General features: G+C 49.5%; 19 protein-coding genes and 1 tRNA gene. 15 read left to right on the forward strand and 5 right to left on the reverse strand.

Translation table 11 applies throughout. The annotated features are described in order from the left end of the window. Positions 1 to 13: 13 nt before the first annotated feature. From SOI44_RS02480 to SOI44_RS02490, 3 genes are read right to left on the reverse strand one after another with little or no spacing between them, the layout of a single operon-like run. Positions 14 to 811 carry a TPM domain-containing protein gene (locus SOI44_RS02480; RefSeq protein ID WP_331347659.1) on the reverse strand — a complete coding sequence of 266 codons (798 nt, stop codon included), beginning with the start codon at positions 809 to 811 and terminating at the stop codon, positions 14 to 16. Further along, positions 808 to 1,890, reverse strand: a complete 1,083-nt coding sequence (locus tag SOI44_RS02485; protein ID WP_331347660.1) for a Trm112 family protein — start codon at positions 1,888 to 1,890, stop codon at positions 808 to 810. The genes SOI44_RS02480 and SOI44_RS02485 overlap by 4 nt, the downstream gene beginning before the upstream one ends. Before the next feature lie 8 nt (positions 1,891 to 1,898). Further along, the gene (locus SOI44_RS02490; RefSeq protein WP_331347661.1) at positions 1,899 to 3,074 is read right to left on the reverse strand and encodes an SPFH domain-containing protein; all 1,176 of its coding nucleotides are present in this window, start codon (positions 3,072 to 3,074) and stop codon (positions 1,899 to 1,901) included. A 637-nt stretch (positions 3,075 to 3,711) separates the two neighbouring features. Here SOI44_RS02490 and SOI44_RS02495 point away from each other — a divergent pair. After that, positions 3,712 to 3,784, forward strand: a tRNA-Asn gene (locus SOI44_RS02495). 192 nt (positions 3,785 to 3,976) lie between these two features. Next, positions 3,977 to 4,585: a hypothetical protein gene (locus tag SOI44_RS02500; RefSeq protein ID WP_331347662.1), complete on the forward strand. Its 609-nt coding sequence runs from the start codon at positions 3,977 to 3,979 to the stop codon at positions 4,583 to 4,585. Here the strand turns inward: SOI44_RS02500 and SOI44_RS02505 are convergent. Further along, on the reverse strand, positions 4,573 to 5,436 hold the full coding sequence (locus SOI44_RS02505; protein ID WP_331347663.1) for a YitT family protein: 864 nt from the start codon (positions 5,434 to 5,436) through the stop codon (positions 4,573 to 4,575). The two genes, SOI44_RS02500 and SOI44_RS02505, sit on opposite strands and share 13 nt — an antisense overlap. A 280-nt stretch (positions 5,437 to 5,716) precedes the next feature. On the opposite strand from SOI44_RS02505, the gene SOI44_RS02510 reads away from it, so the two are divergent. From SOI44_RS02510 to nagB, 13 genes are all read left to right on the forward strand, one after another. Next, positions 5,717 to 7,237, forward strand: coding sequence for a radical SAM protein (locus SOI44_RS02510; protein WP_331347664.1), 1,521 nt, complete (start codon positions 5,717 to 5,719; stop codon positions 7,235 to 7,237). A gap of 131 nt (positions 7,238 to 7,368) precedes the next feature. Continuing rightward, positions 7,369 to 7,605, forward strand: a complete 237-nt coding sequence (locus SOI44_RS02515) for a hypothetical protein (protein WP_331347665.1) — start codon at positions 7,369 to 7,371, stop codon at positions 7,603 to 7,605. Between the two features lie 136 nt (positions 7,606 to 7,741). After that, positions 7,742 to 8,386, forward strand: a complete 645-nt coding sequence (locus SOI44_RS02520; protein WP_331347666.1) for an ECF transporter S component — start codon at positions 7,742 to 7,744, stop codon at positions 8,384 to 8,386. A gap of 9 nt (positions 8,387 to 8,395) precedes the next feature. Next, positions 8,396 to 9,172 carry a type III pantothenate kinase gene (locus tag SOI44_RS02525; RefSeq protein ID WP_331347667.1) on the forward strand — a complete coding sequence of 259 codons (777 nt, stop codon included), beginning with the start codon at positions 8,396 to 8,398 and terminating at the stop codon, positions 9,170 to 9,172. A 123-nt stretch (positions 9,173 to 9,295) separates the two neighbouring features. Further along, entirely contained in the window at positions 9,296 to 9,607 is a 312-nt protein-coding gene (locus tag SOI44_RS02530) for a metal-sensing transcriptional repressor (RefSeq protein WP_331347668.1), read from the forward strand. Between the two features lie 14 nt (positions 9,608 to 9,621). Further along, the gene (locus tag SOI44_RS02535; protein WP_331347669.1) at positions 9,622 to 12,192 is read left to right on the forward strand and encodes a heavy metal translocating P-type ATPase; all 2,571 of its coding nucleotides are present in this window, start codon (positions 9,622 to 9,624) and stop codon (positions 12,190 to 12,192) included. Further along, positions 12,189 to 12,413, forward strand: a complete 225-nt coding sequence (locus SOI44_RS02540; protein ID WP_331347670.1) for a heavy-metal-associated domain-containing protein — start codon at positions 12,189 to 12,191, stop codon at positions 12,411 to 12,413. The genes SOI44_RS02535 and SOI44_RS02540 overlap by 4 nt, the downstream gene beginning before the upstream one ends. Before the next feature lie 77 nt (positions 12,414 to 12,490). Further along, the gene (locus tag SOI44_RS02545; protein WP_331347671.1) at positions 12,491 to 12,949 is read left to right on the forward strand and encodes an RrF2 family transcriptional regulator; all 459 of its coding nucleotides are present in this window, start codon (positions 12,491 to 12,493) and stop codon (positions 12,947 to 12,949) included. Positions 12,950 to 13,145: 196 nt separating this feature from the next. Continuing rightward, positions 13,146 to 13,805 carry a hydrogenase nickel incorporation protein HypB gene (hypB, locus tag SOI44_RS02550; RefSeq protein WP_331347672.1) on the forward strand — a complete coding sequence of 220 codons (660 nt, stop codon included), beginning with the start codon at positions 13,146 to 13,148 and terminating at the stop codon, positions 13,803 to 13,805. Beyond that, the gene (gene hypB, locus SOI44_RS02555; protein WP_331347673.1) at positions 13,802 to 14,470 is read left to right on the forward strand and encodes a hydrogenase nickel incorporation protein HypB; all 669 of its coding nucleotides are present in this window, start codon (positions 13,802 to 13,804) and stop codon (positions 14,468 to 14,470) included. Before hypB (SOI44_RS02550) ends, hypB (SOI44_RS02555) begins: the two co-directional genes overlap by 4 nt. Then, positions 14,467 to 17,265: an FAD-dependent oxidoreductase gene (locus SOI44_RS02560; protein WP_331347674.1), complete on the forward strand. Its 2,799-nt coding sequence runs from the start codon at positions 14,467 to 14,469 to the stop codon at positions 17,263 to 17,265. Before hypB (SOI44_RS02555) ends, SOI44_RS02560 begins: the two co-directional genes overlap by 4 nt. After that, entirely contained in the window at positions 17,258 to 17,650 is a 393-nt protein-coding gene (locus SOI44_RS02565) for a hydrogenase maturation nickel metallochaperone HypA (protein WP_331347675.1), read from the forward strand. Before SOI44_RS02560 ends, SOI44_RS02565 begins: the two co-directional genes overlap by 8 nt. Positions 17,651 to 17,787: 137 nt before the next feature. Beyond that, the gene (gene nagB / locus SOI44_RS02570) at positions 17,788 to 18,516 is read left to right on the forward strand and encodes a glucosamine-6-phosphate deaminase (protein WP_331347676.1); all 729 of its coding nucleotides are present in this window, start codon (positions 17,788 to 17,790) and stop codon (positions 18,514 to 18,516) included. Between the two features lie 65 nt (positions 18,517 to 18,581). Here the strand turns inward: nagB and SOI44_RS02575 are convergent, their stop codons facing one another. Further along, entirely contained in the window at positions 18,582 to 19,439 is an 858-nt protein-coding gene (locus SOI44_RS02575; protein WP_331347677.1) for a MurR/RpiR family transcriptional regulator, read from the reverse strand. Between the last annotated feature and the right edge of the window lie 353 nt (positions 19,440 to 19,792).

Here is a 19,792-nt window from a genome sequence, read left to right on the forward strand (position 1 = left end):
ATTTCTGCATGACTTAGAACTTACCGGAGGAATGGGAGAAGCCGGAGCTGTCGACACTGGTGCCGCCATGGCTGTCATTATCATGAGAAATATGGGTGACAGTGCGGGTGACATGGGTGAAGATGTCTTCTCTTCTTCTCAGGTTCAGATGGCCAGTGGCATAGGTATCGGCGGAAACGGCGATGCCTTTTGTTTTGTTGCGGGAGGCAATGGCCCAGACGATCAATAATGCCAATAGCGGCGGTACACCAAACAGCAGAAACAGCTCAAAGCCGGAATAGCCGCTGCTGGTATGGGAAGCATAGTAATCATGATATTGCTTGCCGCCGGAAGCGGTATATTCATTCAGGATGGTTTCGGTTTGATCCACCATGGCAGTGATGCCGTCATCCCATTGGTCTTCCTTGAAATATGCCAGCATGGCATCTTCAATCTGCTTTTTTGCAGCATCGGTAAAGATCGCATTGGCACGGGGGCCATATGCCGCAAGATCATAATCACGCTGATCAAATGACATGACCAGCAGGATGCCGTCCCTGGCTTTGCCAACACCGAGGTCTTCCTGTTGATAGAGATCTTCGGCATACTGCTCAATGTCTGTTTCATCACCCATATCCTTTTCCAGACGGACATAGATACCGACATAGTTGTTACTGACGATGCTGTCAATGCGGCTGGCCAGGGATGCAATGGTCTGATCGCTCATGACACCGGCATGGTCGAGAATCCATGTCTGTCCTTCGGCGTGTACCGGCATGACAGCCAGCAGGCACAGCAGAACAGATATCAGGATTTTCTGCAGTTTCTTCATGCGGCACCTCCTGAAGCGTTGACAAACAGGAACATGACCACCATCAGGGCAGCAGTAATAATCAGGAAGGTAACAATGACTTTTGTCCAGTCCAGAGGCAGATCATCAGAGACCATTCTGCCATTCTGGCCGTTCATGGCAAACAGATAAGGCTTGCCATGGTATCTTGTGGCCAGCAGCCACACTGGCAGAAAGACATAGTCTGTGCCGGTTCTGACTGCCTGGGTGTTTTCATGGATGGGAATGCATGTTTCATAGCCGATGCAGCTTTCCTGAGAGGCCTTGCAGGTGGAATGTTCCATGCGCTGCTTTGCCCGGGGAAAGTCCTTGGTGTCATCGACATCATAGCGGTCGGCATAGTAGCCGGCCATGTAGGACATTTCGAATGGTTTGAGCAGTTTGGAGTCGAATGGTTCCAGGGCATCCATAAAGTCATCCGGCATTTTGCTGGAGGCATCTGCCGGTACACTGGCAAATTTCATGGTTCCTTCGCGGTACAGATGGAAATGGCTTGTCTCAGTGATCTGGTCATCGCCTTGCATGAAGACTCTTGTCCGGGTGGCTTCATAGGCAGCCTGGATATCCACGCTGCCATCATACAGCCAGAAGGGCACGTAGACGCCTTTAATATCTTCGACGTGGTTGTCATTACGGAATGCCTTGGGCAGAAAGGGCTTGCCTTTGTAGAAGGAAACAAGCTTGTCTTCGGCATCTTTCTTGTTCAACTGAAAAGGCAGGACAGAGGATGGCCGCAGGCTGCCGGCAAACTGGGAGGGAATCAGGGTTGGATTGTCGCAGTACGGGCAGCTGGTGGCAACTGTGTTTTCATCACACATGATCTGCGCCCCGCAGGAAGGACAGGTATAGGCTTTTAAATGCTGTATTTCGTCCTGACTGAAGGTGTCAGGAGCAGTGGTATGAATTTCTGTGTCTTCCTGCGTGGGCGTCTCTTTTTCCTTGAAGGTATCAGGTGAAAAGAAGGAGCCGCAGTGGTCACAGACAAGTTTCTGTGATTTGCTGTCAAAGTGGAGCGGACCGCCGCAGTTGGGACACTTGTAATTGGCAACAGTTTCACTCATTGTCTGACTCACGCAGGTTTCTTTGTACCGCAGTTGGAGCAGAAGCTGCCGGTGTTCTCCTGGTGGCAGTTCGGGCAGATCCACTTTCCGGATGGCCGTTTTGTGCCGCAGTTGGAACAGAAGTTGCCGGTGTTTGTGGTGCCGCAGTTTGGACATGTCCATGTATTGCCTGCTGTATTTGCATTGTTATTTGCGGCAGCCTGCTGGTACAGCTGGCTGGCACTGGTGCCGGCTGAAGCCATGTTCATGCCCATGAAGCCCATGGCAGCACCATTGCTGTTGTTGGCAGCATCCTGCATTGCCTGTGCCTGGGCGCCTACCAGAGTGGCAGCTGCCAGGTTCTGGTTGGTGTAGGCGGCATTGCGCTGCATCTGTTTGAGCATCTTTTCATCTTCCGGATCTGCGGAGATGCTGGCAATGGCAACTGAATCAATCGAGATGCCGCGCTTTGCACTCCAGGAATCCTTCAATTGTTCCTTGACAGCATTGGTCAGCTCAACGGTCTTGCCAGGCAGCTGGGAATAACGGATGCCGGTTTCGGAGATCTTTGCAAAGGCAGGCTGCAGGACGTTGAGCAGCTCGGATTTCAGCTGACCGGAGATTTCATCTACTCTGTATTCATCCTTGAAGTTGCCGGCGTTGTTGGTATAGAAGCGGATCGGATCCACAATCCGTATGGAGTAGGTGCCGAAGCAGCGCACAGAGATATCGATATCAATGCCGGCCCTTGCATCAATGACACGGAATGGAACCGGATTCGGCGTGCCGAATTTCTGGCCGGTCATTTCTTTTGTGTTGAAGCAATAGATGCGCTGGTCAACAGGTGCCTGGCCGCCATAGGAAAAACGCTTGCCGAATTCATTGAAGGCTGCTTTGATACCTTCGCCAAGGTCACCGCACAGAATGGATGGTGCCACGGTATTGTCATAGGTGTAGATGCCGGGTTCTGCCACAATATCGACAACCTGTCCCTGTTCGACAATGATCATGCACTGGCCGTCTGCTACGGCAACGGTAGAACCATTGGTGATGACATTGTCATTACCATGGTTGAAAGCTCTGCCTTTCTTTGTGCACTTGACGGCAATCACATCATCACCAAGTGCATCTACACTGAAATATTCCTTCCACTGGTCACGCAGCACAGAACCTGCGGACATCGCTGCTGCAAGAATAAATCCCATGATCTTCTCCTTCGCCAGATATCTGGACTTTGTTTACCATTAGACTAGCAAAGCCTGACTTTGAATTCAATCCCACGCCACATCATAGCGCCGCGTGGCTTGCAGTGAACCAGCAGATTCATTACAATACTGATGGAAAAGGACCACCGATGACGGGTGATCCTCCATTGAATTAGTAGATCGCTAATCTTTCTAAGGGATCGGGCGGTCTACTTTTTTGAATCGTTATTTCGACCCAGTGATACAGCTTCTATCACAACCATGGCTGTCTGCAAGACAATCATGACAATCTCATAAGGACTCATAGGCCTGCCTCCTGATGCCTGGCATCGTTATAGAAGGAACATCACTCCTCTCTACTCGTGTGTGCATTGGAGGGAACCAACCGCCAGGTGTACTGGTGATCCTTGGCAGACAGTTTGCCTGCCTGCTATTACTTGTATGGCCATGAACATGGAAAGTTCCCTGAATGAAATAAGAAATTTTTCGGATCCTGCCTGCAAAGCTGGAAGCACTGAAAAGTGCGATTTTATACGGATTCCTGCGATGTATATTCGTGTGATCGTTACGGCGAGGTTCGAGAAATGAAAAATATTTGTTGCAAGAATGTTTGGGGTGCCGTATACTATTAACGCACGCCTTAATAGCTCAGTCGGCAGAGCACCTGGCTGTTAACCAGGGTGTCACAGGTTCGAGCCCTGTTTAAGGCGCCTTTTTTATTTTCTGCAAATGCTTCACAAGCGAAAACTGCCCTGTTTAAGGGCTTTTTTACTGTTCTCATAGATTGGATCCAGGTGCCGATATCAGTGTATTTTGCTGCTTTTGCGCGGATTATTGCGCACATATGGATTTCGCAGGGAACTGACAGAGAGTTTTACTTTCTGCGCAGTATACTTATGGATATGGAAAATGATTTGGATCATCAAAAAGAGTTTTGTGTTCCGTGGAAGAGACTGGATCACCGCGGCATGTTTTTATCTGCCAACCGGTATCTGACCATGGCCCTTTTTGCCAGAATCGGCATTCTGGTTTCTCTTGTATTGTCTTTGTTTCAGGTGTGGTTTCTTGCCTGTACGAGTGGTTTCTTTCTGCTGTTTGTGCTGGTTCGTCTGTTAGTACATTTTGATCTGGGCGGGGTGGATGAGAGTATTTCTCTGGCTTTGCATTCGAGTGAGAAGATCTGGCTGATGCAGGGGGAAAGCCGCTTTGCATGTTCGCTTGTTTCAGATTCTCCTTTTCCGTTTAAGGGTGGTCTGGTGCTTAGGTGCGGGGATGTTTTTTTGATTCTTTCCGATAAGGCTGTTGTGGTGAAACAGAAACACCGGTGTGCAGGCATCATGGCGGATGATCTGCGCATCCGGATGGATGCGGTCATGAAAAAAGAAGAGGGCATGCTGGCAAAGGATGCACACATTGTGACAGCCGGGGATCATCCGGTGTGTCTGTATGGCCGGATCCGCCTTTCATCTGTATATTGTCAGTTTTCTCTTCTGTATTCTCACATGGAATGATGGTTAGGATATTTCTTTTTCATGGTGAAGCCTCTGCCTTCTACCTGTGATACGCGGGAGACAATGACAAAGGCAGCAGGGTCCATGCGGCGGATGATTTTTTCGATGACAGGCAGTTCACGGTTGGAGATGATGGACAGCAGCAGTTCCTGTCTTTCCTGGCCATAGCCGCCCTTTGCCTCGATCATGGTGACACCGCGGTCCATTTCCTGAAGAATTTCTTTTCGTATTTCGTTTGTCTTTTCGGAGATGACTTTGACTTCGGTCTTGGCAGTGCCAGAGAGTAACAGCTTGTCCAAAGTGAGCGTGTAGATCAGTACGATCAGGATACCGTAGAGCACTTCCTCCGGGGTATGCAGGAAGGCCTGAAAGATGAGTATGGCAAAGTCAAATGCATACATGGTAGCGGATACTGGCAGATTGAAGAGCTTGTTGAGAATGAGCGGCGGGATGTCCATGCCGCCGGTGGAGGCACCTTCACGGATGACCAGTCCCAGGGAAAGGCCGATGCCCAGGCCTGCAAAGATGGCGTTTAAGATCGGTGTGTTTGTCAGAACTGTGTTTTTCAATACACTTTCAAACAGGGACAGTGAGATCGGGTAGACGAAGGTTGAAAGGATTGTTGTGAGGGCAAACTTCTTTCCCAGCATCAGCCATCCCAGGATGAGCATGATGACATTGAAGATAAGAACAAACAGGGAAATGGAGAAGCCGCTGATGGCATGGATGGCCAGGGCGATGCCGGTGGTGCCGCCGGTCAATAGTCCGGAGTGGACAAGGAACAGCTGGACGCTGAGGGCATAGAGCATGTTTCCGAGGATGATGATGAGTATGGATCTGACTTGTTTCATGGTGCCTCCTGCAGTCATTGCCTATTGTACTGATGTTTTGAATGTTTGTGAAATGGGCAAAATGCTGGAAAGTGAATGCGTATTGGTTTAGTCTGGTATATGTGCAGAATCGCTTTATTTGTCCTGTAAGCCTATACATTTACCGAGGAGTTGTGATGATAGAGGCGGAATTGACAAGTCGTGCAAAATGTAGATGCCATTTTGTGGACATTGTGACAAAATAATGAGCGATAACCTGTATATATGATCTGTCATATATGGATAGAGGGGAGAAAACGATATGGCATCAATGAAAGAAAATATCTCGCATGCAGCTGAGAGACAGGCTGTGTCTCTGGTTGCAGACCAGCTTGTAAAGAAGGTAAAGAATACAAGTGATTACCAGGAGCGTTCTGAAGTTTATCTGAAGATTGTCGACATGGCACAGAAGTTCTACAAGGACGCCAAGCCGGAGACATTTGAGAGAGTCCGCAAGTATGTTTCCAATCCTGAGAACCGCTGGATGAAGATGATCAACAGCATGATCGATGATGCGGATCCGCATTATGCAAAGATGATGCTTCTGAATCTGGGATATGAGTCTTTCTTCCGCGGCACGAAGATGATTCGTGAGAACCGCCAGAAGTACAACTGCAACATCCCGTGGCTCATTCTGTTTGATCCGACCAGTGCCTGCAATATGCACTGCATTGGCTGCTGGAGCGGCACCTATGGCCACAAGAGCTCTCTGACTTTCGAAGAGATGGATAAGATCGTTACCGAAGGCAAGGAGCTTGGTCCGCATCTGTATATGATGACCGGTGGTGAGCCGATGGTGAAGTGGAAGGATATTGAGAAGCTTGCTGAAAAGCATAATGACTGCTTCTTCGTCCTGTATTCCAACTCCACACTGATCAATGAGGATGTCTGCAAGAGAGTCCAGCAGCTTGGCAATATCTCTTACATGCTTTCCATTGAAGGTACGGAAGAGACCAATGATGAGCGCCGCGGCACCGGCCATTATGATGCTGTCATGAAGGCAATGGATCTGCTGCGTAAGTATGGCATTATCTTTGGTACATCCATCTGCTATACAAAGGACAACATTGATGCTGTCACAAATGACAACTTCTTCAACATGCTGGCTTCCAAGGGTGCCCACTATGGCTTCTATTTCCATCTGATGCCGGTTGGCAACAATGCTGTGCCGGAACTGATGCCGACACCGGAGCAGAGAACCTACATGATCAAGAGAATCCGTGAGGTTCGTTCCGAGACATCCAACATCCAGTTCTTCCCGATGGACTTCCAGAACGATGGTGAGTTTGTCGGTGGATGCATTGCCGGCGGCAGAAACTACTTCCACATCAACTCCAATGGTGATGCGGAGCCGTGCGTCTTCATCCATTTCTCCAACACCAACATCAAGAACAATACGATCCTGGAGATGCTGCAGAGCCCGCTGTTCATGGCATACCATGAAGGCCAGCCGTTCAACCGCAACCATCTGAGACCGTGCCCGATGCTGGAGAACCCGGATCTGCTTGTTGAGATGGTTCACAAGACAGATGCCCACCAGACCAACATTGAGTCTCCGGAGAGTGTTGAGCATCTGTGCGACAAGTGCCGTCCGTATGCGGCTGCCTGGAAGCCGGTTGCTGACAAGGAGTGGGCTGAAGAGAAGCATAAGAAGCCTGCTTATGAAAACTACACGGCTGAAAAGCGTGAACATCCGGAACTGGCTGCCTTCGAGCACGCTGATGGCACCAGCCACATTGATGTAGATATCAATGCACCGGAACAGAATAACCGCGCATTCTGATGACAGAGAGAGAATCCTGTGTGGGTTCTCTTTTTTTTGTGGTCAGTCTTGCTGTTTTGTATTGCCGGCTGTTTTTGTGGTTGCGCTTTGTATGCTTCAGGGCTATATAAATGGTATAGAAACAATATTTTATGGAACAGGCATCTGGGAAGAAGAAAAGACTGACAAAATATGAAAGAGCAGCTGTGATGCACTACATCATGGCACTGGTGTTTTTTGTGACTGTGTTCATACAGGCGATTTCGCTTGCCTTCCGGGATGCTGTGCTGCCATTGCTGCTGGGGCTTGCTTCCCTTGTCATTGGGACGATCTACCTGTATTCAGGCCGTAAGAAAATGAAAGAGACAGCAGAGAACCACATGAACTGATGTGGTTCTTCTTTTTTTCGGGCTATAATGGCTGTGGTCTTTGAGACAATGATCCTTTGAGGACATTGATCTCTTGCAGCAGGACCATTTCTGTTTTGATTCGCTGCATCCAGATCTGGAGCGGCAGGAGGTTGAAATGACAAAAAACAAACAGAGAATTCAGCGGATGACGCTGGCAGCTTTCTTCGCGGGCATTGAGGTATTGATGGCCTTTACGCCCATCGGCTACATTCCCATGGCTGGTCTTTCCATCACAACCATGCATCTGCCGGTGATTCTGGCAGGCATCATCGGCGGACCTGCCTTTGGCGGCGGCCTTGGCTTTGTCTTTGGATTAACATCCTTGATCCGGGCAACCATGGAGCCAGGCGTCACATCCTTCGTATTCTCTCCATTTATTACCGTTGGCGGAGTATCAGGCAACTTTGCTTCCCTGCTGATCTGCTTTGTGCCAAGAATTCTGCTTGGTGTACTTTCCGGATATTTTTACCGCCTGTTTCTGCGCCTGATGCATAAGAGTGTACCGGCAGCGGCATTTACAGCTGTGATTAATACGGTTCTGCATACCATTGGCGTACTGGGCGGCATTTATCTTTTCTTTGGGCCTCAGTATGCCAGTGCCCTTGGCACTGGCATGCAGGGACTCGTGGTACTGCTGCTGGGTGTTGTCTCAACAAATATGGTTCTGGAGGCCATTCTGGCCGGGGCTGTGATTCCGGTACTGGTGAAGGCTCTGGCCCCCAGTGCAGTGCGCATGGGACTGATGGAAAAAACAGCATAAGGAGAAACTATGCAAGGATACCTGTTGGCAATTGATGCCGGCAATACACATGTACGTATTGGCCTGATGGATGAGGAAACTATCATCTTTTCGATCCGGCTGAGTTCTTTAATGCCGCGTACGGCGGATGAGTACTGGCTGGCTGTGCGTGACTTTCTGATGGACAGTCAGATTGCAAAGGATGAAGTGACAGGTGCCATCATTTCCTGTGTGGTGCCGGATCATTTGCATGCCCTTGTCAGCTGTGTACAGAAGTATTTTCATCTTCAGCCATTGGTCGTTGGCCCTGGCATCCGTACCGGTATTTCCGTGCGCACAGACAATCCCCGGGAGATTGGCGCAGACCGGATTGTCAATGCGGCTTATGGCCATGCCATGTACTCCCAGGGGGTAATTGTGGCTGACTTTGGCACAGCCGTAACATATGACTATGTGTCTAAAGATGGCATCTTTGCCTATACGATCATTGCCCCGGGCCTGGATATCTGTGCCCAGGCTTTGAAGAACAGTACGGCCAAGCTGCCTGGCATAGCACTGCAGATGCCTGCGGGCATTCTGGCAAAGAATACGGTGGCTGGCATGCAGGCAGGTGTGATGTACAGCTATCTTGGCGGGGTTGAAAAAGTCATTGCGATGATGAAACATGCCCTGCGTTGTGACTGTCCGGTGGTGGCTACCGGCGGTCTTGGCAGGATGATTGCGGCCAATACACATGCGATTGATGCCTATGATCCGGATGTGGCATTCAAGGGGATGCGCATTATCTACAAGCTGAATCAGAAGTGAGAGTGAACAGAAATCATGTTTTGCGTGGTTTCTGTTTTTTTGATGCATGATCGTTGACAGATACCCTTAGGGGGTATATAACAATGGGCGTGAAAGGAGATACCCCAGTGGGGTATATGAGATATGAAAGAGAAGGAGAATGAATGCTGCTGCAGTACACGTAAGGTATTGCGCAGTGAAACGGAAAAGAAAGATCTGCTTGTGCGGCTGAAGCGTGCTGAGGGACAGATCCGTGGTATTGAGAAGATGGTTGAGAATGATATGTACTGTCCGGATATTCTGGTGCAGGTTTCGGCGGTGCAGAGTGCTTTGAACAGTTTCAACAAAGTGCTGCTGGCATGCCACATCAAGGGCTGTGTGGCGGATGATATCCGCGCTGGCAAGGATGAGGCAGTGGATGAGCTTGTCACCTTGCTGCAGAAGCTGATGAAATAGAAAGAGGGTAGTGTATGGAACAATATATCGTAACCGGTATGTCATGTGCGGCATGTCAGAACCGGGTAGAGAAGGCGGTATCCAAGGTGCCGGGTGTCAAGAATGTCTCGGTGTCTCTGCTGACTAACAGCATGGGTGTTGAAGGCACAGCAGATGATGCGGCGATCATCAAGGCTGTTGAGAATGCCGGCTATGGTGCCAGAAGAAAAGGGGCCCCGGCAGCACAGTCTGCACAGAGTGAGATTGCGGCTGAGGAAGATGCCCTGAAGGACAGAACAACACCGGTATTGAAGAAACGTCTGATCTGGTCGATTGTCTTCCTGGCAGCTCTGATGTATATCTCCATGGGTCATAACATGTGGAACTGGCCGCTGCCGGCATGGTTTGTGCATAATCACATGGCACTTGCCATGACGCAGATGTACCTGGCTCTGATCGTGATGTATATCAACCGCAAGTTCTTTACTTCCGGCTTCAAGTCACTGATACATGGTGCCCCGAACATGGATATACTGGTAGCCCTTGGCTCCTCAGTATCCTTTGGATGGTCATTGTTTGTGACCTATGAGATTGCCGGCATGTATGCCCAGGGTGCTGATCCTGCCAGCATCATGAGCGTGTATCACAATGAGCTGTACTATGAAAGTGCAGCTATGATTCCGGCTTTGATCACGGTAGGCAAGCTGCTGGAAGCCATGAGCAAGGGCCGTACGACCGATGCGCTCAAGAGTCTGTTGAAACTGGCTCCGAAAAAGGCTGTGCTGATGCGCAATGGTCAGGAAGTGGAAGTTGGCATTGAGGAAGTGCAGACCGGCGATGTGTTTGTGGTCAAGCCTGGTGAGAGTATTCCGGTGGATGGTGTGATCATCGAAGGCAGTACAGCTGTGGATGAGTCTGCTTTGACGGGTGAAAGTATTCCGGTAGATAAGCATGTGGATGACACGGTCAGTGCAGCGACGATCAATACCTCTGGTTTTATCAAGGCACGGGCTACCCGGGTTGGCGAAGATACAACGTTGTCGCAGATCATTCACATGGTCTCTGATGCCGCCGCAACAAAGGCACCGATTGCCCGTATTGCCGATAAAGTATCCGGTATCTTTGTGCCGGCGGTCATCATCATTGCTGCTGTTGTTCTGGTGGGCTGGCTGCTTGCCGGGCAGACCCTGCCGTTTGCTTTGGCAAGAGCAATCTCAGTGCTGGTGATTTCCTGCCCTTGTGCATTAGGCCTTGCAACACCGGTAGCGATCATGGTTGGCAATGGCATGGGTGCTAAAAATGGCATTCTGTTCAAGACAAGTGAAGCGCTGGAGAATGCCGGCCGTACCCAGATCATTGCATTGGATAAGACAGGTACGATTACAACGGGTAAGCCGGCTGTGACAGATGTTGTGGCTGCAGATGGTGTCAGTGAGGATGATCTCTGGCAGGCTGCCTATGCTCTGGAGAATCATTCGGAGCATCCGCTGGCAGTTGCCATCCGTGAAAAAGCGGAGAGTGACCATGTAAAGCTGGCTGAGGTGAGTGACTTCAAAGCACTCAGCGGCCATGGCTTACAGGCGGTGCTGGATGGTAAGAAGCTGTCCGGTGGTTCCAGAAAGTATATTTCTACGGTTGCAGAGATTCCTTCTGCTTTGCAGAAGACAAGTGATGAACTGGCCAATCAGGGCAAGACACCGCTGTTCTTTGCCCGGGATGGAAAGCTGCTTGGCATGATTGGGGTGGCAGATACGATCAAGCCGGATTCTGCTGAGGCTGTCAATGAGCTGAAGAAGCTTGGCATTGAAGTTGTCATGATTACCGGTGACAATGAGAGAACAGCAAAGGCGATTGCGGCCAAGGCCGATGTGGATCATGTGATTGCGGGTGTATTGCCGGATGGCAAGGAAGCAGAGATCCGCCGTCTGCAGAAGTATGGCAAGGTTGCCATGGTTGGTGATGGCATCAATGATGCTCCGGCTCTGACAAGGGCAGATACAGGCATTGCCATTGGTGCTGGTACGGATGTGGCGATTGACAGTGCGGATGTTGTGCTGATGAACAGTAAGCTGTCTGATGTGGCAGCGGCGGTCAGACTGTCACGGGCAACCCTGCGCAATATTCATGAGAATCTGTTCTGGGCATTCTTCTACAATGTCATCTGCATTCCGCTGGCTGCCGGCCTGTATGCATGGAAGATGAATCCGATGGTTGGGGCGGCGGCAATGTCGCTGTCCAGCTTTACGGTATGCATGAATGCACTGCGTCTGAATCTGTTCAATATGCACAGAACAGATCGTGATCATGCGATGAAGAACAGAGTTACACTGGATGATGAGATTTTCCGTGAGGAAAAGAAGGATACAGATCTTGATACAGATAAGGAGGATAACAAGATGGAAAAGGTACTGCATGTGGATGGTATGATGTGTGAGCATTGCGAGGCTCGTGTGAAGAAGGCACTGGAGAGTGTTGATGGGGTTGTCAGTGCTACGGCGGATCACAATGCGAAGAAGGCTGTTGTCGAGCTGAGCAAGGATGTGGATAATGCTGTGCTCAAGAAGGCGGTCGAAGATCAGGACTACCAGGTCACTGGCATCGAATGAAGAAGATCCTGCAATTGCGGGGGATGATGTGTTCCTGCTGTGAGATGCGGGTGTCCAACTGCCTGCGCAATGTGCCGGGAGTCACAGATGCCGGGGCAGATTTCAATACAAATCAGGCCTGGATCATGTGTATTCCGGAAACAAGTGAAGCAGATCTGAAGGAAGCGGTGCGCCAGGCAGGATATGAGCTGATTTCGATCAAAGATCCTGTGTTTCACTGAACTGACAGAAAGATTCTAAAATTAGTACTGGTAATTCGTACTGTCAAGGTGTATATTTGCACGGCAAGGAGCGAGGAATGCAATTAAATCTTGAAACTGATTATGGAATCCGGTGCATGCTGTTTCTGGCAGAGGAAAAGCGGTGTGTGACTTCGGTGGAGATGACTGAGAAACTTGGTTTTCACACGGTTGAGCATACCCAGAAGATTCTGCGGAAACTGCGTGATGGCGGTCTTGTGAAGGTGAAGCTTGGCAGCAATGGCGGCTATATGCTGGCCAGGGATGCCAGTGAGATATCGGTGCTGGAAGTGCTGAAGGCGATGGAAGAGACCATCTGCATCAACCGCTGTCTGGAACCGGATGGCTACTGCAGCCGGTATGCGACGTCCTATTGTCCGATGCACAAGTATTACAAGAAGGTGCAGCGGATGATGGAGTCAGTGTTTGCCGCTGCAACGATCCAGGATATTGTGGATGAAAACTTCCCGGAGGTGCCGGAAATCGTCACCCCGGTGAAAAACAAGGTATCAGCCTGAAAGGAGTGTCAGAGAAATCTGACATTCTTTTTTTGTCTTGTTTTTGCTGACATGTGAAAAGATAAGGGATGTTAACAGAATCTGGAACATCTTTTACATCATTTTCTGTGCAGTGTCGCAATAATGACAGATAGGCTCTTGTTTCATGACAGCGCTTTCAGATACAATGTGTTAAGAAGATTGTGAGGAATTTAACTTGTCGATTGATGTATTGGAATTGAAGGAGAGCGTCCAGGAAGATAATGCTGTGTGGGCGCAGAAAGTGAAGGATCTTCTGGCTGCGCATCATGTATTTCTGGTGAATGTGATGTCGACCCCTGGTGCTGGCAAGACGAGTACGCTTGTGCGTACCATTTCTCTTTTGAAAGAGAAATACCGCATTGGCGTTCTGGAAGCAGATGTGGATGCTGTGGTGGATGCGGATACGGTGGAAAAAGCCGGGGCAAAGGCACTGCAGATTCATACCGGGGGATCCTGCCATATGGATGCAAAGATGACGTATGAAGGCCTTGTGAAACTTGGCCTGGATGATGTGGATCTGGTGTTTCTGGAGAATGTCGGCAATCTGGTATGCCCGGCAGAGTTTGATGTCGGTGCGCAGCTGAAAGTGATGATTCTTTCGGTGCCGGAGGGGGATGACAAGCCGCTGAAATATCCGCTGATGTTTCAGGTGTCGGATGTGATGCTCATCAACAAGATTGATGTGGTGCCGGTGTTTGACTTTGATACAAAAAAAGCAAAGAAACGGGTACGTGCCTTGAACCCGGATATGGAAGTCTTTGAGATCTCGGCAAAGACGGGGGCAGGCTTTGATGCCTGGATCGCTGATCTTGAAAGGCGGGTGGATGCGGCATGAAGGTAATTGAACTGCATGAGTCTGTGACAGCGTCGAATGATCATGATGCCGATGCGCTGCGGATGCAGATGAAGATGGACGGGACGCTGCTCATCAATCTGATGAGCTCACCTGGTTCTGGTAAGACAACATTGTTAAAGGCAACGGTTTCTTTGATGCCGGATGTGCATATTGCCGTCATGGAAGCGGACATTGCCAGTGATGTGGATGCTGTGACAATGGAGAAAAACGGGGCACAGAGCATTCAGGTGCATACGGATGGCATGTGCCATATGGATGCCGGCATGACTGCAGAGGGACTGAAACATATGGATTTAAGAAATACGGATCTTGTGTTTCTTGAGAATGTTGGCAATCTGATCTGTCCGGCGGAGTTTGATACCGGGGCAGGAAAGAATGTGATGATTCTGTCTGTGCCGGAGGGGGATGACAAGCCGCTGAAGTATCCGCTGATGTTTTCCAAAGCGGATGCGCTTGTGATCAGTAAGATTGATACGAAGTCGTACTTTGACTTTTCTTTGGAAAAGTGTGTTGAGCGAGTGAAGCGGCTGAATCCTGAAATTGAGATTTTCCCGCTTTCTGCAAAAACTGGTGAGGGTATGAGTGCATGGTGCCAGTGGCTGCATGCACAGATCATTGCATGGCAAAAGGGAGAACAGCGATGAAGGAACAGAAGAACAGAATGACAAATGCCAGAGACTGGCAGCCGGGGCCGCAGGACAAGATCCAGGATCCGGAGAAGAAACGCTTATTGATCAAGCTTGCGGGGATGATCACAGACCGCTATGTGGCCAAGTATACCCATACGATCAAGGAAGATGATCCGGAGGTATGGTGTCTGAATGAGGTATTGAGCAAGCAGGAAGTGAAGCTGATGCTCAGCTTCAGAAAGACGCGTGTTTCCCTGGATCTTGAAGAGATTGCCCGCCGTAATCATCTCAGTGTGCAGGACGCAAAGGATGTGGTGGATCATCTGATGTGGATTGGCTGCATTGAGTCCAATCGCGAGAATGAAGATCATCATCTGCAGTATGATGTGCCGATCTTTGTGCCGGGTATTGCCGAGTTCATGATGATGAATGATGAGCTTGTCAAAGAGTATCCTAACATTGCAACGTTCTTTAATCTGATGACCCAGATGCCATTAGAGGGTATTACCCCGATGGTACCATTAGGCGGTGCCGGTGTTGGCATGCATGTCATCCCGGTTGAGAAAGCCATTGAATCACAGAGCACTTCTGTACCGGTGGAGCATATTTCCCACTGGCTGGAAAAGTATGATGGCAAGCTGTCCGTTGGTGTATGCACATGCCGCCGCCAGCAGAGAATGCGCGGCGAGGGTGATGGTGAGATTGAGCAGGAGTGCTGCATCGGCCTGGGTGATCTGGCTGAGTGGTGTGTCAATACCGGCCGCGGCCATTACATCACCAAAGAAGAGGCTCTGGAAATCATTGAGCGCAGTGAGCGTCATGGTTTCGTACATCAGACAACGAATATTGATGGTGAAGACAAGATTGTCGGTCTTTGCAATTGTGCCCCGGGTGTTTGCAATGCCATCCGTACAAGCCAGCTGTATAACACACCGAATATGAGCAGAAGTGCCTATCGTGCTCATGTGGATCATGACAAGTGCGTGGCCTGCGGCAAGTGTGTGGAAGTATGTCCGGTGGGCGCTGCCAAGCTTGGCCAGAAGCTGTGCCACAAGGATGGCAGTCCGTTTGTGTATCCGAAGACGTTACTGCCGGATGAGACAAAGTGGACGGCTGACAACTGGAATCCGAATTATCGTGAGGATGCTAAGATCAACTGCTATACAACCGGTACAGCACCATGTAAGACAGCATGTCCGGCTCATCTGGCTGTGCAGGGCTATGTGCATATGGCAGGTGAAGGCAGATATCTGGATGCTTTGAAGCTGATCAAGCAGGATAATCCGCTGCCGGCTGTGTGTGGTTATATCTGCAACAAGCGCTGTGAGCAGGAGTGCACCAGAGGTACGATTGACCGGCCGGTTTCCATTGATGAGATCAAGAAGTTCATTGCCATGCAGGAACTGGATGCAGATAAGCGGTATGTGCCGCTGTGTGAAACAGACCATGGTGGATTCTGGGGTCCTGACTATAAGATGGCCGTGATTGGCGCCGGTCCGGCTGGCATTTCCTGTGCCTATTATCTGCGGGAAAGAGGCTATGATGTGACGGTGTTTGACAAGGAAGAAAAACCGGGCGGCATGCTTGCCTATGGTATTCCTTCCTTCGTGCTGGAAAAGAATATTCTGGATGCTGAGATTGATGTGCTCAGACAGATGGGTGTTGAATTCCGTATGGGTACGGAAGTCGGCAGGGATGTGACGATTTCCCAGCTGCGTGATGAGGGTTATAAGGCTTTCTATCTTGCCATTGGCCTGTGGGGCGGCAGGAAGACGAATGTACCGGGTGAAGACAGTGAGGGCGTGGAGTCTGCTGTTTCCTTCCTGCATCGTACCAATGTTGACCATCACATCAGTCTTGATGGTGATGTGGTGATTGTCGGCGGCGGCAATGTTGCCATTGATGCGGCCAGAACGGCTGCCCGCCTGACCAAGGGCAAAGTAACGATGCTGTGCCTGGAGGGTGAGCATGAAATGCCGGCTGCGGATGATGAAGTCGCTGCGGCAAAGGCAGATGGCGTTGAGATTCACAATGGCTGGGGCCCGAAGGAAATCCTGGCAAAGGATGGCAAGGTCACTGGCATTGTGTTTAAGAAGTGCCTGCGCGTGAAGGATGAAACAGGACGCTTCAATCCGCAGTATGATGAGAATGATACGCTGGAGATTGCCTGCAGCCATGTCATTGAGGCTATTGGCCAGGCACCGGTATGGAAGGATCTTCTCAAGGGGACCAAGGTGGAGCTGGCCCGCAATGGCTGTGTGAAGGCGGATCCGGTAACCTATCAGACAGCTGAGGATGATATCTTCGTTGGCGGCGATATCTATCATGGGGCAAGATTTGCGATTGATGCCATTGCCGAGGGCAAGAAGGCATCGGAGTCCATGCACAGGTTTGTCCATGAGGGACAGTCTTTGACGATTGGCCGTGATCTGCGTGAGTTCATTGCTCTGGATAAGGATGATATCGAGATAGAGTCGTATGATAATGCCAAGAGGCAGATGCCGGCGATGAAGAAAGTGGATGATCCGTTTGAAAATCCGGTACAGACACTGACAGAAGCACAGGTATCTACTGAGGCAAAGAGATGTCTTGGCTGTGGTGCTACAACGGTGGATGTCAACCGCTGCATTGGCTGTGGACTTTGCACAACCAGATGTGAGTTTGATGCCATTCATCTGGAGCGTGATCTGCCGGATGCCTCCAGAATGATCAGGGCAGAGGACAAAATGAAGCTGATTGCACCATATGCTGCCAAGCGTGAAATGAAGATTCTGTTCAACCACAAGAAGAAAGCAGACAATAATGCATGAGATGGGCATTGTCTTCCATCTGGCTAAAACACTGGATGAGATGGCAGAACAGCAGCACATCACAAAGTATGGTTCCGTAACATTGGAAGTTGGTGAAGTATCCGGCATTATGACGGATTACTTCACGGACTGCTGGAATTACTTTCGCAAAAGACATCCGCTGTTAACAGAGTGTGAGCTGAAGATTGAAGAAATTCCAGCCGTAACCATGTGCGGTGACTGCGGCAAAACCTATCCGACTGTCAAATATGCCAAGATCTGTCCTTACTGCCACAGTGAGAATACCTGGCTTGTAAGAGGCAATGAATGCATTATCAAAGAGGTTGAGGCTGAGACAGATACCGACCAGGAAGACAAGAGTGTAGAAACAGAGAATCTGCAGTAAGAAGGGGAAGTGAGAGCTTCCTCTTTTTGAATGACTTGCTGAAATAATGTTTCAGATTCTGATTCGCCTTTGCATGCAGGAATGCATAGAATGATTCATGGACTGCAGTGATTGCTGCAGAGGATTGGAGGAATCGTATGAAAATTGTTGTTGCACCGGACAGCCGTCGTGTGGCTGAGGCTGCTTTTCAGGTGATGAAAAATACGGTGAGTGAGAAGAAGAATGCTGTGCTTGGCCTGGCAACGGGCAGTTCACCAGAGGGACTGTATGCTTTGATGGCACAGGATCACCGTACCAATGGGACATCGTATCAGGATGTTGTGACATATAATCTGGATGAGTATGTCGGCCTGCCGCAGAACCATCCGCAGAGCTACTATACATTCATGCATGAAAAGCTGTTCCAGTATATTGATGTTCCGGAAGAGAACATTCATATTCCGTGCGGCTGTGCTCAGGATGAGCAGAAGGCATGCCATGATTATGAAGATATGCTCTCCAGTGTGAGAATTGACCTGCAGGTATTGGGGATTGGCTCAGATGGCCACATTGCTTTCAATGAGCCAGGCACACCGTTTGATTCTCTGGTGCATCTTGTGCATCTGAAGGAACAGACAATTCATGATAATGCCCGTTTCTTTGATCATGATGAGTCAAAGGTTCCGACCATGGCAATTACCACGGGTCTGGCAGATATCATGAGATGCAGAAAGATCATTCTGATTGCGACGGGTGCCAATAAGGCAAAGGCAGTGCATGATATGGTCAATGGACCTGTCAGTACTTCCTGCCCGGCAAGTATTCTGCAGCGCCATCCGGATACGGTTATCTTCCTGGATGAAGCAGCTGCTTCCATGCTGAAATAAAAGAGTCAGAAAGCAGAAAGTAAAGAGCAGTGCTGATTACATGCATGCAGTCAACACTGCTTTTCTTATGCTTTATTATCCTGATGTTCTTTCTGGATGTGTGTCTTTTTCAGCTCTGTCATTGCGTAGTCATATTCGCTGTTGGCATAGGCTGTGTACAAGATATCAATGATGTTGAGCTGGGAAATCCGGCTGCTCATGGAGCCGGAACGGAACAGAGATTCATTGGCGGTTGTGTACAGGTGCATGTCTGCCATCTTTGCAATGGAGGTGGCGACGCATCTGGTAATGGCAATGATCGGTGTACCGTTTTTCTTGAGTTCATGGGCACAGGTGATCATTTCTTTGGTTTCACCGGAATAGGAGATGATGATGGCCAGATCTTCCGGGGTGCTGTTGCGGGCACAGATCAGCTGGGCATGCCAGTCATCGTTGAAGATACAGGTTTTATTGATGCGCAGAAACTTGAGATAGGCATCTTTGGCAACGATCAGGGAAGCACCTAAGCCAAACAGCTTGACCTGTTTTGCTTTCTGCATGGCTTTGACGCACTTTTCCAGCTCATCCGCATCCATCAGGCGCAGGGTATCATACAGGGACTGAATGTTTTTCTGGGTGATTTTGTGGATGATATCGTTGAGGGAATCTCCTTTCTGAATATCTTCCTGGCTCAGGGTAAAGGTGATGTTCTGGGAGGCAAGATCGGCGGTCAGAGCTGTCTTGAATTCCTTGAAGCCTTTGAAGCCAAGGGATTTGCACATCCGCACAACGGCAGCCGGAGAGACAAAGGCACTGGCCGCAATCTGCTGGACGGACTGGCTGGAAGCCTGGGAGGAGTTTTTCAGAATATATTCAGCAGCGGCTTTTTCTGCCGGGTTGAGATAATCCGCATTTTCACGCAGTAAGATGGTAACGTTTTTCATAATCAGACAACGCATATGATACTACAGAACAATTGTACAATCGCTGAAATTTTATTACATAATCAATGGAAGTTGATGAAAAAGCAGATGAAACTGTTTTCTTCTTCCGGGAAAGTACCTGATGACTGGAAATGGAAGTCATGATGCAGTGATATCAGCCGCTGACATGGGCTTTGTAATCTGAGATTGTGTGTTATATTTTACATACTCTTTAAGATTGCGATACGAGTAGTGTCGAAAACCCGGAAGGCAACTGATAGGTATCTGCCGGCTGAGAAGCCGGAGATATAAAAAATTGCGGCCAAGGCGCAATAAAAACAACTTTGGAACTCGTTCTTTCAAAACTGAATCTT

Source organism: Lactimicrobium sp. (assembly GCF_036453465.1).
Classification (GTDB): domain Bacteria; phylum Bacillota_I; class Bacilli_A; order Erysipelotrichales; family Erysipelotrichaceae; genus Bulleidia.